Annotated in this window: 12 protein-coding genes; 3 read left to right on the plus strand and 9 right to left on the minus strand. The window is 46.9% G+C overall.

The features are described 5' to 3' along the window. Position 1: 1 nt before the first annotated feature. Entirely contained in the window at positions 2-1,075 is a 1,074-nt protein-coding gene (locus HB364_RS19350) for an oxidoreductase (RefSeq protein ID WP_167289944.1), read from the minus strand. Positions 1,076-1,114: 39 nt separating this feature from the next. Beyond that, a complete protein-coding gene (locus HB364_RS19355; protein ID WP_167289945.1) occupies positions 1,115-2,428 on the minus strand; it encodes a gluconate:H+ symporter in 1,314 nt (437 codons plus the stop codon). Between the two features lie 103 nt (positions 2,429-2,531). On the opposite strand from HB364_RS19355, the gene HB364_RS19360 reads away from it, so the two are divergent. Next, on the plus strand, positions 2,532-3,548 hold the full coding sequence (locus tag HB364_RS19360; protein ID WP_167289946.1) for a metal-dependent hydrolase: 1,017 nt from the start codon (positions 2,532-2,534) through the stop codon (positions 3,546-3,548). Here the strand turns inward: HB364_RS19360 and HB364_RS19365 are convergent. Beyond that, a complete protein-coding gene (locus HB364_RS19365; protein ID WP_167289947.1) occupies positions 3,519-4,718 on the minus strand; it encodes a phospholipase D-like domain-containing protein in 1,200 nt (399 codons plus the stop codon). The two genes, HB364_RS19360 and HB364_RS19365, sit on opposite strands and share 30 nt — an antisense overlap. 173 nt (positions 4,719-4,891) lie before the next feature. On the opposite strand from HB364_RS19365, the gene HB364_RS19370 reads away from it, so the two are divergent. Continuing rightward, the gene (locus tag HB364_RS19370) at positions 4,892-5,872 is read left to right on the plus strand and encodes a helix-turn-helix transcriptional regulator (RefSeq protein ID WP_167289948.1); all 981 of its coding nucleotides are present in this window, start codon (positions 4,892-4,894) and stop codon (positions 5,870-5,872) included. Between the two features lie 26 nt (positions 5,873-5,898). Here the strand turns inward: HB364_RS19370 and HB364_RS19375 are convergent, their stop codons facing one another. From HB364_RS19375 to HB364_RS19385, 3 genes are all read right to left on the minus strand, one after another. Next, positions 5,899-6,153 (minus strand): hypothetical protein, encoded by a 255-nt coding sequence (locus HB364_RS19375; protein WP_167289949.1) that lies wholly within the window; start codon positions 6,151-6,153, stop codon positions 5,899-5,901. A 1,421-nt stretch (positions 6,154-7,574) separates the two neighbouring features. Then, positions 7,575-8,129, minus strand: a complete 555-nt coding sequence (locus tag HB364_RS19380) for an RNA polymerase sigma-70 factor (protein ID WP_167289950.1) — start codon at positions 8,127-8,129, stop codon at positions 7,575-7,577. 566 nt (positions 8,130-8,695) lie between these two features. After that, entirely contained in the window at positions 8,696-9,382 is a 687-nt protein-coding gene (locus tag HB364_RS19385; protein ID WP_167289951.1) for a sugar transferase, read from the minus strand. Between the two features lie 160 nt (positions 9,383-9,542). Between HB364_RS19385 and HB364_RS19390 the strand changes: the two genes are divergently transcribed. After that, positions 9,543-10,499: a hypothetical protein gene (locus tag HB364_RS19390; protein WP_167289952.1), complete on the plus strand. Its 957-nt coding sequence runs from the start codon at positions 9,543-9,545 to the stop codon at positions 10,497-10,499. Between the two features lie 11 nt (positions 10,500-10,510). Here HB364_RS19390 and HB364_RS19395 read toward each other — a convergent pair whose 3' ends face one another. The 3 genes from HB364_RS19395 to HB364_RS19405 are packed head-to-tail and all read right to left on the minus strand — an operon-like array spanning position 10,511 to position 14,200. Continuing rightward, positions 10,511-11,941, minus strand: coding sequence for a B12-binding domain-containing radical SAM protein (locus tag HB364_RS19395; RefSeq protein WP_167289953.1), 1,431 nt, complete (start codon positions 11,939-11,941; stop codon positions 10,511-10,513). Then, positions 11,938-12,747: a class I SAM-dependent methyltransferase gene (locus tag HB364_RS19400; protein WP_167289954.1), complete on the minus strand. Its 810-nt coding sequence runs from the start codon at positions 12,745-12,747 to the stop codon at positions 11,938-11,940. Before HB364_RS19400 ends, HB364_RS19395 begins: the two co-directional genes overlap by 4 nt. Further along, the gene (locus tag HB364_RS19405; protein ID WP_167289955.1) at positions 12,740-14,200 is read right to left on the minus strand and encodes a B12-binding domain-containing radical SAM protein; all 1,461 of its coding nucleotides are present in this window, start codon (positions 14,198-14,200) and stop codon (positions 12,740-12,742) included. Before HB364_RS19405 ends, HB364_RS19400 begins: the two co-directional genes overlap by 8 nt. Positions 14,201-14,485: the final 285 nt, after the last annotated feature.

Here is a 14,485-nt window from a genome sequence, read left to right on the forward strand (position 1 = left end):
ATCAGCGGTAGGGTATATTGATCAGGCCTGAACAGGGTATGGTGCATTGCCGGGTATGGCTTTCTATAGCCAGCTCTATCATCCGCACTGTATTATAACCATGTTCAGGCTTTTCCAATAACTGGGCCTGGTGTACGATGGTATTGTACAGGTTTTTGTAGTATAAACCATAATCTCCTGCCTGGGAAGGTATCTGTTGCCGTACCAGCTCACCATTCACTTCTGTATGCAGCAGGCCATAAATAGCGGCCGGCTCCTGTCCCCAGTCTTCACCTTCCGGCAAGGCCCCGGCCCTAAGCCTGGCCTCCTGGGGATCTTCACCATATTTGACAAAAGAACCAATGGTGCCATGGATCATATACCTTGGTCCCGGTTCGCGCACCAGCATACCGGCATGTAGTATCACTTTGGTAAATCCATAATTCAGGCGCAGGTCGAAATAATCATCCACTTTGGCATGCGGGCGCTGTTGCCGGATATCGGCTGTAATGCTTTGCGGCAAACCAAAGAGGTACAGCACCTGGTCTATGAGATGGGCGCCCAGGTCGTACAGGATACCACTGCCGGGCTTCTCCGCTTCGCGCCAGGCATTGGGCCTGGCTTCTGCGCGGTAACGGTCATAGTGTCCTTCAAACTCATGTACATCCCCCAGCAGTTTTTTATCCAGCAAGTCCCTGATGGTCAGGAAATCGCTTACATAACGCCGGTTCTGGTATACGCTCAGTATTTTACCACTGGTTGCTGCCAATTCTACCAATTCCTTTGCTTCAGCTGTGGTGTTGGTGAAAGGCTTTTCCACTACCACGTGTTTGCCGGCCTGCAGGGCAGCTTTGGAATAAGGGAAATGGGTTTCATTGGGCGTAGTGATCACAATGAGGTCTATAGAAGGATCGGCTACCAGCTCTTCAATACTTCTTACTACACGTACAAAGGGATATTTTTTTTGCGATTCGTTCTTCGTTCTTTCCAGAACGGCTACCAGTTCATACTCCGGTAAGGTCACAAAGAAAGGGGCGTGAAATACGGTTGCCGAAATACCAAAACCCACTAATCCTACCCTGATTGGTTGTGCCATGCTGTATTTTTTGGCAAGATAGCCAATTTTAAAAGGGCGTTATACAAACAGGTCCAGTATCAGCACTCCGATCAGGCCCATAATACCTACAATGGTTTCCATGACCGACCAGGAGCGGATGGTATCGCGTATGCTGAGGTTGAAGTATTCTTTAAATAACCAGAAGCCTGCATCATTAACGTGCGAGAACATCAGGCTGCCTGCACCAATAGACAATACCATGAGGTTGGGGTTGACAGATAATTGTGCTATAACCGGTGCAAGGATACCAGCAGTAGTGAGGCCGGCCACGGTAGCCGAACCTATGCAAACGCGGATAATGGTGGCAATGAGCCAGCCCAATACCAGTGGATGGATACGCCAGCCTTTGACCAAACCAGCTATTTCATTGCTTACGCCACTATCTACAAATACCTGCTTCAGGATACCAGCGCCTGCCACGATCAATATGATCAATGCTACTTCTTTGACAGCCTCGCCAAAAATATCCATGATGGTCTTTATGCTTTTGCCCTGTGCTATGCCCAGTGTAAAAACAGCCATGATCAGCGCTGCCAGCATCACGATATTGGCGTCGCCAAAAAAGGTCAGCAGGCTATTGCCTTTATCTCCCAGGCTGATGATATAAGGCAGTATGGTAGTGGCTGCCAGTAAAATAACCGGCAGCAGGGAGGTTAAAAAGCTGTTGAGCGTTCCTGGTAATTGATTGTCGGGTATAGGTTTGGGCTGAAAGGTTTGTAAGGGTTGGGAGGGTATCTTTTTCAGGGTGCTGGCAAATATAGGGCCCGCTACAATAATGGCCGGGATGGCCACCACCAGTCCGTATAATAAGGTTACTCCGAGACTGGCATTGAACTGTCCAACCAGTGCGGTGGGAGAGGGGTGCGGTGGCAGGAAGCCATGTGTTACGGAGAGGGCTGCCAGCATGGGCAAACCTATGTATACTGCCGGTAGTTTATACTGGTACACAACAGAAAAAATGAGTGGCACCAGCAATACAAATCCTACATTATAGAACAAAGGAATGCCTGCCACAAAACCGGTGATCATGAGGGCCCATTGAATGTACCTGGGTCCAAATGCTTTCATGAGCACTGACGTGATCTTTTGCGCGGCGCCACTTTCCACCACCAGCTTTCCCAGCATGGCGCCCAGTGTAATGATGATGGTTAAAGAACCCAGTGTATCGCCTAACCCTTTTTGTATGGATTGGTTGATGCGTTCCAGGGGAATGCCCAGCCCCCAGGCGGCTACAATGGATACCACTAAAAATGCCAGAAAGGGGTTGCATTTTCCCCAGGTGATCAGTAATATGAGTAAGAGGATGCAAAGCAATACAATCAATAGCGTCATGAGGAAGGTTTTAGGTGTGCTCTCAGCTGACTAAATTTAGTCAATTATTCCAACCCTGTGTCCCATGGTAAGTGATTTGCTATTATTAACTTGCCGCCACATTATGGATTCGCTTACACATATCGTACTGGGCGCCTGTATTGGTGAAGCCGTTGCCGGCCGGCGGTTGGGGAAGAAAGCTATGTTTTGGGGAATACTTACCCAAAGCCTGCCGGATATAGACTTTGTAGCTTCTTTTTGGATGAACCCTGTGAATGACTTGCTGGCGCATCGTGGCTTTACCCATTCTTTTTTATTCATTGCACTGGTAGCGCCCTTGTTGGCATTGGCTGCCGACCGGTGGCATCGCCCGCACAATTATAGTTTCAAAGGATTTGCTTTGTTTTTTGCCCTGGAGATGCTGGTACATGTAGTGCTGGACGCCTGCAATGCATATGGCACAGGCTGGTTTGAGCCTTTTTCCCATTACCGGGTTTCTTTTCACCTGCTGTTTGTGGCCGATCCTTTGTTTTCAGTATGGCCTTTTATTGCGTTCATGGTATTGTTGTTTGCCAGGACCAGTTATGCCGCCCGCAGGAAATGGGCGATCGGCGCTTTTATATTGTGCGCCGCCTATATTGGTCTGAGTGTTATTAATAAAACAGCGGTTGACAGATCGGTAAAGGAAGTGGCACAGCAGGAAAAAATTACCTATAGCCGGTATTTCAGTACGCCTACGCCATTGAATAATATGCTTTGGTTCGTGGTGCTGGAGAATGAAAAGGGCTATTATATCGGCCACCGCTCTGTGTTTGATAAAGGCGCCAATACTCCTTCACTACATTTTGTCCTTCGCCATGAAGAGTACCTGGAACCAGTGAAAGATATGGAAGACCTGCACCGGCTGGTGAGGTTTTCCCAGGGATATTATACGATCGACAGGTATGATAGTACCTTGGTGTTTAATGATCTTCGTTTCGGGCAAATGATCGGGTGGATAAATCCCGAGGCGCATTTTGTATTTCATTATTACCTGCAAAAGCCGGATGAGAATTCGCTGGTGATACAGCGGGGCCGGTTTACCGACTGGGACAGGAAAGCAGTGGGGGCCTTACTTCGTCGTATGCGCGGACTTAAATGACCGTTGCTTAAAGTAGAAGGTAAACAGGAAGAAAATTACCCGCACGATCTGGTAACAGCATTGCTGGTACAGCCGCTTCATGAATTTATACCGGGTACGGTAATCCTCTTCTGTGATCTGCTCACAATCCTTATGTATGACCTGCTCCATATGTTGCTGCATAGACCGGGCAAACGTTTCCTCATTTACATCCAGGTTGAGCTCTATACTGGCAAAAGCACTGATGTTATTAACGTTGTAGGAGCCAATGGTTGCCCACTTGCCATCATAGGTGGCTATTTTGCCATGTAGTATGGTTTGGTTGTATTCGTATACTTCAATGTTATTCCGGAAAATCCAGCGGTAAATATACCGTTCGGCATGCTTGGCCAGTTTTACATCTGATACGCCTGCCAGGATCAGTTTAATGGTAACCCCTCTTCTGGCGGCCCTGGCCATTTTTTTCCGTACCAGCATGCCCGGCAGAAAATAGCTGGACATGATGTAGATGTGTGAGCGGGCCTCTTTAAACATTTCAAGATAGCTATTGGTGATCTGGCTTCTCTTTTGTACCCAGTCATTCCTGCGCAACCGTACCGGGCATATATGACTGGGCGGCTTCTCCGGTGGTTGCACCTGCCACAATAGTTTATTGCGCTCTTTTTTTAATCTTGTCCATAGCTCCAGGCATACCTTTACCAGTTCCGGCGCTATTTCTCCTTCGGCGTACAGGGCCCAGTCGAGCCAGGCCGGCCGGTCAAGGCCATCATTGTATTTATTGCTGATGTTCATGCCGCCTACCAGGCAATACCGGGCGTCTACTACCACTATTTTATGGTGCAGGCGGCGGCCAAAATAGAAGTGATCGCTTTTAAGGATGGGTTGAAAGAACCGGAAGTGGATGCCTGCTTCTTCCAGCCGTTTAATGAATGAACCCGAAAGAGCCTGCGAAGCATAGCCATCCGCCAACAGGTACACGGCCACGCCACGCCGGGCCGCGGCGATCAGTGCTTCTGCCACTGTCAGGCCGGTTTCGTCCTCGTCATAAATATATACCTGTAAATGGATCGTATGCTGCGCTTTATGGATGAGCGTGGCAAGCAGGGCAAAATATTCCTTACCACCGCGGATCAGTTTGGCCGTATTGTGATTTGTATAGGCAAATGAGGGCCTGGATCTTACCGGAGCCATATGACTACAAGCTAATGAAATATTGTTTTATGTCAAAAAATCAGTGATTTACATTTAAGCACCTACCTTCTTTTAGTAGTAATTACTTATCTTTTATGATTTAGGTTAGCCGTAACTGCTATATTTTTGTGGGTTTGCGTACAGATCATGCAGGAGAACGATAAAGAGCAACTATGAACCTTATTCTATTGACACGGGAAAATACCGAAGTAACCTGGTCGTCGGCCATACCGCCGTCTTTTGCCCGTTTCAGTGTGCCGGAAGCCCGGGAAGGATATGCCACCGGTGATTTTGGGAGCTTGTTATTCAGTGAGCAGGCCGGGCCGGATTTCAGTTGCTGGCACAAGGCTTATTTCATGAAGCAAAGCACCTGGTTGTTTGCTACTGCCGATGTGCCGTTATTCCAGTTAGTAGTTGCCATGAACCGTACCATGCGTTTCCAGCAACGGGGCACTGCAAAAGTAAGGCTGCCCGAAGGACAGTTCAATATTCTGTATGCACCTGCTGCGCACAACCAGATATGGTTTGAGAAAGGGAAAAAATACATGATCTATGACCTTCATTTTTCCCGCAGTTACCTGGAAAAGTTAATGCCTCACTTCTCACTCGTACAGGAATTCCTGGTGAAGACTGAATTGGGATTCTCCTGTTTGCTGAACAGTATTCATGCGCATGTTACGCCGGAGATGATGGACATCCTGCACAATATGCTGCATTGTCCTTATACCGGCGATGTCAAAAGCACTTATTTGCAGGCATTGCTGTCAAAGCTGTTATTACTGGCTGTTACCCGGCTTACGCCTATAAGAGTGCCTGTGAATGAAATAAAGCTACAACCTTATGAGCTGGCCAAGTTGCGGGAAGCCTGGGAATACCTGCTGCAACATTTAGATCGTCCTGGTACAGTAATAGCCCTTTCGCATGCTATAGGCCTGAATGATTTTAAACTGAAGAAGGGATTTAAACAATTATATGGCATTACCATTTTTGAGTTCCTGCTGGAAGCACGCATGGAGAAAGCGCGCCGGTTGTTGCAGGAAACAGATATGACCGTACATGCCGTTGCTATTGGCGTAGGTTATAAGAACATATCAAGCTTTACCGTAGCCTTTAAGAAGAAGTTTGGCATCCTGCCCAGTGAAGTTCGGGAGTAGTGTGTCTGGCAGGCCTGGCGGTATTATCAGTTGTGATTATTGCCAAATAGCCGCTCATTGATTTTCTTTAACCTGAGCCTGGGGCTGAACTTCTGAAGATGGATTAATTGCCCGTACAGTTTGTCCAGGTCGGTTAGTTCATCTGCCAATACTTTGTTATCGGCTTCTTCTTTTGTCCAGGTGGTTAGTATTTCAGTTTCCCAGGTGGCGGGATCTGTGCAGAGGGACCGGCTTATTAAGCCGGCAATGAGGAACGCTTTACTGATTTGCTTTTCTTCCATGGGATATAAAGTTTGTTAATCTGTATTGGTGGACATAAGGTGTTATTGCATGTATGGCTTATGTGTGGACCAATCCACCAGTTGGTTGGTTTAACCAGGATAGGAAGAGGAAAGAAGCATACCCGACTATAGTTATAACAACTATATGGCCTTTTAGTACTAAAGGGGAGTGCAAAAAATATCATTAAAATTTGAGTGAGCTGATGGGTATGAAGTGCTGGTATTTGAGCCATCGTTCAATATTATAGGTATTCTATATAGCTGGTTAATAACGTATAAGATGAGTTGTAGTTATGATGTGTATTTTTAAAATTACGATTACTCTAATGGTTTACCCTTAATGCATCCGCGAAAAAAATGGGTTAGTGGTCAATTATGGAAATTTTTATCCCAATAACATAAACAAGGAGACAGAATCGGTTGGATATTTAGGTGGGGAAGAATAGTATGTTTAACCGGTGGGCTTTTTAGGATAATCGCCTTCCTTTTTAGCCTGCCTGAAAAATGGTCGTATGGTAGCAGCTCTTTTACAATCCGGGTGGCCGGTTATGCGGTAAATACCGTTTCTATGCCAATGAGGCCTTGGTTATGTTTAGGTTAGAGGGTCAGCATAATTTGCAAGGCAGGTCATTGAATGGTAGTGCTTTTTTCCTGCTCTGTCGCTCCTGGCAGGAGAATCAATGGGTGGTTGCGAGGCTTTGCATAACCGGTCCCCGGATTATAATGATGATAACTATTTATTGCTGGTGAACTGATGGCAGGCTGGCTTTCCGGACGATGGCCTTGGCAGAGAGCAAAAAAAATAGCCGGGTAAGATTACCCGGCCGTGGGGATTCCTGCGCCTCTTCTGTACCCTGAAGAGGGCTTGATGCACATGAGGAAACACTGTGAATAGATTCACTTATTTTTAGATGGCTATCTTAATTGTTTATTCCTGGGATATGATTTTTTGAAGTATTAATATAGTTACCGGTTACTACCGGGAGTTTGAAAGAAAATAAAGGGAGAGTAGAAACACTCCCTTGTTGTGACCCAACCAAACAGTCACATGAGATCAAAACTAACTGCTATTATAAAGTTGAAGCACTACAGGTGCCAGGCTGGTATACCATGCACCCTTCGGCTTTATTGTTGTAAAGAACTTTAGTTACCTGCTTCATCAACTATTGTACTATCTTCCATCATTCGGTTACTCGTTTTGCCTATCTCCTGAGCAGTCTATTTATAAAACAACTTTCCAGGCATTTTGTACTAAAGAGAATCAAAATATATTTTTACTGCTTGTCGGTTATGCCTGCAGGCTTGCTGCAGATAGCTGTCATTCCCGGCTGTATTGTTTCTGTTGCGTCGACGTATTTTGCCGGGCAGCAGGTATTACTGCACGAAAAAGTACTTCTACGTATACGGCGACAGACAAATGCTTAGCTGAGTAAATGATGGCCTTCAAATTTTGTACGCAATAGTTGCAGGCCCCTTGCTTTTTGGTTTCTGACGGTATGGATGGAAATATCCAGCTTATTGGCTATTTCATGGTTTTTAAGTCCTTTTACATAGCTCATTTTCAGTATCGTCCGGCATTGCACCGGAAGCCTGTTCAATTCCTGGTCAATGACGCCCAATACTTCCGCCCTGATCATTTCATTCAGGACGAAACCTTCTTTTTTCTCAGCCAGGTAGAGCATTTCGGCCTGTGAAAGGGTGTCCCGCTGCAATTGCTTGATAATGTTGATACAGGCATTCCGGGTAGTAATGTAGAGAAAGGCTTTGATGCCATGCTCACTCTCAAAGTCGGAACGCTTGTCCCACAGTTTCATAAAAGTTTCTTCCACAATATCCTCTGCTACCTGCTGGTCCCTTACCAGGCGTTCAGCAAAATAGCAAAGTGGATTGTAGTGCAGGTCAAAGAAAAAAGCAAAAGCTTTCGGATTTTCTCCTTTAAGCTCGGTTAACATCGTTGTACACGCCTCTTGATACATCAGCAGATGGTTTTAGAAATGGTTTAACAATAACGTACCCGTAGGCAAAACAGCCATGGCAGTTACATCGGACAATACAATAAATAAATAACCACCCGATAGGGGTTGATCATTTTAACTGAGGGAATACAAGGACAAGTAAATGCTCTTGCAATGCTTTAGAGCATTCAGTTGCTGAGCAAATTGCTCGTTAACCTACACAGGAATAATTCAATAGTGGTATCAATTGATACCATACCAATGAAACATTGCTACCTGAGAGCTTACTTTTACCAGAATGAGGAGGAGAATACTATTTTTTCTGGAACAAGTTTACAAAGTATTATTCAATATTACAAAATTCCCTTATTGGGCTACCGGCAGGAAATATTAAACCATATTTTGCTATACTGATTGAGCATTTAACAGTTTTTAGTAAAAGAGTCTATGTGTTGATGATTATAAGCCTTTCCGCTCAATTTATTAGAAAATATAAAGCGGGGTCTTATTTTAATCACTGATTTGCACAAACGTTTCAGCATCATGCCGTAAATGCCTGCACTGCTAAATCTGTCCCGGACTGCTTTCTATCGCCGGGGTACCAACAAGCGAAGATGCTGAACAACCGTCCTGGTCATGATCTTCAGATCCACCCAGGCAGAGGCATTGCGCAGGTAAAAAATATCCCATTGATAACGCTTGCAGATGGCGTCATAATCTGTTGCCGGGCCGTGATAGCCATTCACCTGGGCCATTCCTGTAATACCCGGCCTGATGAGGTTCCTTAATTTATACCGGGGGATCATGCTGCCAAACTGGTGACAGTCTGCATACATATGCGGACGTGGGCCTACGATGCTCATCTGGCCCAGCAATACATTGAAAAATTGAGGCAACTCGTCTATATTGCTCTGCCTAAGCAAATAACCGATCCGGGTGATGCGGCTGTCATTTTTAGCAGCCTGTTTTTCATGGGCCTCTTCATTAACAAACATGGTGCGGAACTTATAGCAGGTAAAAGAGCGACCTCCTTTTCCCACCCTCTTCTGCAGAAAGAACACAGGTCCCCGCGAATCCAGCTTCAGCAGCAGGGCCACCAGCGGGAATAACCAGGTAAACACCAGCCCGATCATCAGCATCGACCCGGTAATATCAATAACACGTTTGAAGAAAAAGTAAACGGCTTTTCCTTCCACATAGGTACGGTAGGACAAATATTTTTTGCCGGTCACTATTCCCGGCGCATGACTAACAAGTGTTATAGTAGTGCTCATGCCGCTATTTGCTTTAAAAAGAATAAGTAGGCTAATAAAAACGATGCCACTCTTTCCGGGCAACCTTTTTCCCGAAACCACAGTACTTATTGTAGAATACGGCAGTATCCTGAAATAGTTGCTTCAAAGCATGGTTCCATCACGTCAAAATAGAGAAACATTGAAACCGGAAAATAGCATATTGAAAGTTCTGGCCTGGTTCGATCTGTTCAATTATCCGCTTACCGCAGCAGAGATCCATTTCTTCCTGGACCGGCAGCTTCCCAAAGAGGAATTGAAGGCAGCGCTTGGGTACCTGGTGGAGGAAAAGACCATCTTCCGTATGGATAGCTTTTATTCTTTGCAGCAGGAGGAATGGCTGATCACCCGGCGGACCAATGGGAACCGGCGTGCGCAGCAATTATTAAAGGTTGCCCACCGTGTATCCAGGCTATTGTACCACTTCCCCTATGTACGGGGCATTGGTATTTCCGGGTCCCTATCCAAGAACTTTGCCGATGAAAAGGCCGATATTGACCTGTTTATCATTACCTCCCCCAACCGTATGTGGATAGCCCGGACCATCATGCACCTGTTTAAAAAATTCACCTATCTGCTGGGCAAGCAGCATTGGTTTTGCATGAACTACTATATTGATGAGGAAGCCTTACAGATTGAAGAGCAGAATATTTTCACGGCTACAGAACTCATCACCTTTATGCCGGTTTGTGGCAACGGTGCTATCAGCCATTTCTTTCATGCCAATAACTGGGCAAAGAACTTTTATCCCAATTATGCCGATAGAATGCCGTTGTATAAAGATACAGGTAAGGGATACCTGGTGAAAAAGCTATTCGAATACCTGTTGAATAACCGCCTGGGCGACCGGCTGGATGAATACCTGATGAAGCTTACCACGCGCAGGTGGAAGCAAAAAGAGGAAAAGCGCCTGCTGAATATGCGCGGCGTAAGATTGGGATTAACTACCGGTAAACACTGTGCAAGGCCCAATCCCTCCTTCTTTCAGAAAAGTATCCTGGAGCAATACCAGCAAAAGCTGGAAGCGGTGTACGCGAGGCAGGAAAAGCTGCGAGTGGCGAGCTGTGAGTTTCGAGCTGCAAGGCTCGATCCGCAGTAACTGCCCGAAGCTTACGGCTCGTGGCTCGCGGCTCGAAGCTCGTAGCTTCTTCTTTCTTCCAATGCCATCTTTCGCTGCGCCCATACCGATTTCAGCTTGAACATGGGTATGCGGAACAGGTTGGACAAAGGCTTTTTCAATGCCTTGTGATAATACATTTCATTGTTGATCATCTCTATCGCATAATCATAATACCGGCGGTTATAAGTGCGCGTAAAATCAATGTCCCGGTCGGTACTGGTTTCCCAGGGCAGGTCTGTTACGAACCGGTCTTCCACTTCAGCATACAGGGGAGTGCCTTTAATAGGATAAGTAACCGTGATGGTGAACAGGTCGGGTTCGGCTGATTTCAAATGGTGCACGGTTTCGTAAATATCTTCTTTCGTTTCGCCCGGATAGCCCACCATAATGAAGGTGCCTGCCTGTAATCCATGGCGCCTGGCCAGCCTGATCATATCCCTTACCTGTTCTACTTCCACCCGGCGGTCCATCAGGTCAATCACCTTTTGTGAGCCACTCTCGGCGCCGATCCATACGCGGAAGCAGCCACTGGCTTTCAGCTTCAGGATGACGTCTTCATTCATCCGGTCGGCCCGGGTAATACATTCATAAGGCATCACCAGGTTACGGCTGGTAACTTCCTCTGTAAATTCATCCAGCCATTTATGGCTCACGGTAAATACATCATCCACAAACCAGATACTGTCTACTGTATAGTGCTCCCTGATCCAGGCTATTTCATCGGCCACTGCTTTCGGGCTTCTGCGCCGGTAGCTTTGTCCGTATACCGCCCTGCTGCACCATTTACAGGAATAAGGGCATCCCCGCATGGTGCTAACAGAAATGGCATTGGTGCCATGCCGCCCTTTCCAGGCGTCAAAATACAATTGCAGGTTTACCAGGCTTCGGTTGGGCATTGGTAATTCATCGAGGTTCTTCAGCTTTGTTCTTTCCCGGTTTTGCCGCATTCCGTTCTGTGCATCGAGGTACACAATGCCATCAATGGCCGACAGGTCTTTTTGATCTGTTCCATCCACCCATTGCACCAGTTCCAGCATCGTTTGCTCTCCTTCGCCTAGCACAATAAAATCAGCCTGCTGTTCCAGGAACTTGGCCGAGTGATTCCTTACTTCCGGACCTCCCAGCACCACCCTGGTATGCTGTAGATCGGGATGGTTCTTTATAAAGCGCACAATACGCAATACATTCAGCTTGGTCATCAGGTTGGTATAGATGCCTACCACGCCGGGTTTATCTTCCAGTAAAGTAGCGCAAAGCTTATCGAAAGAGGAAAACGTGCTGTCGAATACGCGGTTCTTATAGCCATGCTGTTCCAGGTAGGCCGAAATATAGAGGATGCCTAATGGTATATAGGGACGCATAATAGCCTGTTCTTTTTGGTCCTCTTCCAGGAAATACCCATGGGTAAGCACGATATTCATGGTGTGTGCTTTTTTAAAAGTAAATAAGTATGATCGGCCAGTGCACTGCAGAAAGAAGCGCTGCGTATACGGTGTTCCAGTTTTACCAGGAAACCAAATGCCCGCTTATTCCTGCGCATATGGTGTTCCATATAGGAAGGTGGGATAAACAGGCCTACCGGCCTTTTTTCCTGCAGTAAAAATGGTTGCATGCTGTGCATAAACCGGCGAACGGAATAATAAAATATAGGTTGCGCTACCTCGCTGGTAAGGGCGGCCATCACTGGCTTGCGGGTCCATCTTCTGAAGGCATTGCGGCCATCTGCCCGCAACAGGTAATAGCAGGTTTCCCACCAGCAGTATTTGCCAAAGATCACGGCAGCGATATAGCCATTGTCAGTGAGCAATGCTTTTAACTGCCGGCTGAGTACAGCAAGCTGGTCCGGCGATACGCAGTTGAGACCGGCAAAATTGGAAAATACCAGGTCAAAGCGTTCATGCTGCAGGGTAGTACCCAGTTCATCAAAGGGACAGGTGATAAACACAGGACTGGTAGCAGGATCCTGCTGCAACACTTTGGCCTGTGCTTCGCGGATCATACCGGGCGATTGATCGGTAGCTACCACTGTATGCCCCAGTGATGCCAGCCATAAGGCATCATCGCCTGTGCCGCAATTGATCTCCAGTATACGAAGCGGTCCCTTGCCTGCCAGGAAAGACTGCAGCCACCTCCTGCTCACCTGGCGTTGTGCCTGCCCGGTAAGGCTCTGGCTGAAGGAGGTATCATAATCAGCTGCGAGCACATCAAAAGCGGCTTGCTCATTCATAGCTCAGTTGTTTCAATTGCCATTTACCAATAAAGATCTGCGGCAGGTACAGGCAGGCTGCCACTACTTTTTTATAATCCGCCAGCTTAAGGGCAAAGGGGTTCTTCAATGCTTTTTTAAAAGTCATCCATCCCTGCCGGGTGCGGTATACATGATGGACATGCCGGTGTAATCTTTTATAAAAGGCAGGCGGGTAAGTATTCTTGAACATCAGTTGCAGCTCATCTGAATCGGTCCAGTTGGCTTTTTCCTGCAGTTCATTCTTTACCCTTTCATAGAATACCGTGCCGGGCAATGGATAAGATACCGATATGCCCAGTTCGGCCGGCATCAGTTCCCTGATCATGCGGATCGTCTTCCGGATATCCTCTTTTGTTTCGCCGGGATAACCAAATTGTATAAAGAAGGAAGGCCGGATGCCATGCTCCTTCAACAGTTTGGTGGCGGTATAGATCTGCTCAATCGTAGTGCCTTTGTCCATCGCGTCCAGTATCTCCTGCGATCCGCTTTCTGCTCCCATCCAGGTATTCTCACAGCCGGCCCGCGCCAGTGACCGCACATAGTTTTCCTGTACCAGCAGGTCGGCGCGTGACTGGATCTTAAACCGCAATGGCAGGTTTTCCTGTTCGGTCAGTTCGGCAAACTCCTGTACCCAGCCGGGTTTTAATCCGAATATGTCGTCGCAAAACCAGATATGATCAAAATGATATTGTTCCTTCAACAGCTTTAGTTCCTGCACCACGTTTTGGGGCGATCTTGAATTATAGCGGTTGCCATAGATCGGCTTGGCGCACCAGTTACATTTGAAAGGACAGCCGCGGGTGGTACCCATATTCATGGAAAAGTAACCGGAGCTCTTTAACCACATGGCCCGGTAAGGCGTTATTTCTATCAGGTCCCAGGCTGGAAAGGGAAGGGCGTCCAGCTCCCTGATAACGGGCCGTTTACCTGTTTTGATCACAGCGTCTCCCTGCCTGTAGGCTAATCCCGGTATGGAAGTGAAACTGGTTGCTCCCTTATTAATTGCCTGAATCAATTCTGCGAGGGTCACTTCTCCTTCTCCCAGCACCACAAAATCGGCTCCCTCCTGCAGGTATTGTTCATAATGGTCCGTAGAGTCGGAGCTGGACACAATCACGGTGCAACCTCTTTCCCGGGCCAGTTTGCTCATACGGAAAGCGGCTTCCCGCATATTGGTAAGGCACATTTTGGTGAGGTAGTTAAACCCGTCGTCATAGATCACAAAAAAATCCGGTTGAAAATGGTCGAGCGAGGGAAGCACCTCTTCGGCGCCGTGGGCAAACATGGTGTCGAACAGGGATACGGTGTACCCATTTTCCCGCATCAGGGAAGCGGCATACAAGGTACCCAAAGGAGCATAAGGCTGGCCTGTAGCCCATTGTTTGGGGTCGAAACGCAGGAAATAGGAATGGGAAAATAAAATCTTCTTCATAAATGCCTTGTGGTTAACCAAATCCATGAGTTTCAATGCACCCCTGGTTCCTACACTACTACGGCTTTGCAGTACTTAGGTTGCCTGCTGATGGGGGATACTTATACACCGTATTCAAGGATAACCTGTATTTATCCTGTTCTTAACCATTAAATATCCCGTAGATATCCCCTTCTTTATAAGATGGGATCATCTACGGGATATCATGGAGATATATAGGGAATATCTACGGAATATCTCTAAATCCGGGCAGAAGGTTTTGGCAAGGAAGAGGCAAGTGGACAG

The organism is Paraflavitalea devenefica (assembly GCF_011759375.1).
Lineage (GTDB): Bacteria > Bacteroidota > Bacteroidia > Chitinophagales > Chitinophagaceae > Paraflavitalea > Paraflavitalea devenefica.

Coding starts and splice junctions, on each gene's coding strand:
- HB364_RS19380 (WP_167289950.1), bottom strand. CDS start 8,129: ATGTATCAAGAGGCGTGTACAACGATGTTAACCGAGCTTAAAGGAGAA.
- HB364_RS19350 (WP_167289944.1), bottom strand. CDS start 1,075: ATGGCACAACCAATCAGGGTAGGATTAGTGGGTTTTGGTATTTCGGCA.
- HB364_RS19400 (WP_167289954.1), bottom strand. CDS start 12,747: ATGAATGAGCAAGCCGCTTTTGATGTGCTCGCAGCTGATTATGATACC.
- HB364_RS19385 (WP_167289951.1), bottom strand. CDS start 9,382: ATGAGCACTACTATAACACTTGTTAGTCATGCGCCGGGAATAGTGACC.
- HB364_RS19365 (WP_167289947.1), bottom strand. CDS start 4,718: ATGGCTCCGGTAAGATCCAGGCCCTCATTTGCCTATACAAATCACAAT.
- HB364_RS19370 (WP_167289948.1), top strand. CDS start 4,892: ATGAACCTTATTCTATTGACACGGGAAAATACCGAAGTAACCTGGTCG.
- HB364_RS19360 (WP_167289946.1), top strand. CDS start 2,532: ATGGATTCGCTTACACATATCGTACTGGGCGCCTGTATTGGTGAAGCC.
- HB364_RS19405 (WP_167289955.1), bottom strand. CDS start 14,200: ATGAAGAAGATTTTATTTTCCCATTCCTATTTCCTGCGTTTCGACCCC.
- HB364_RS19355 (WP_167289945.1), bottom strand. CDS start 2,428: ATGACGCTATTGATTGTATTGCTTTGCATCCTCTTACTCATATTACTG.
- HB364_RS19395 (WP_167289953.1), bottom strand. CDS start 11,941: ATGAATATCGTGCTTACCCATGGGTATTTCCTGGAAGAGGACCAAAAA.
- HB364_RS19375 (WP_167289949.1), bottom strand. CDS start 6,153: ATGGAAGAAAAGCAAATCAGTAAAGCGTTCCTCATTGCCGGCTTAATA.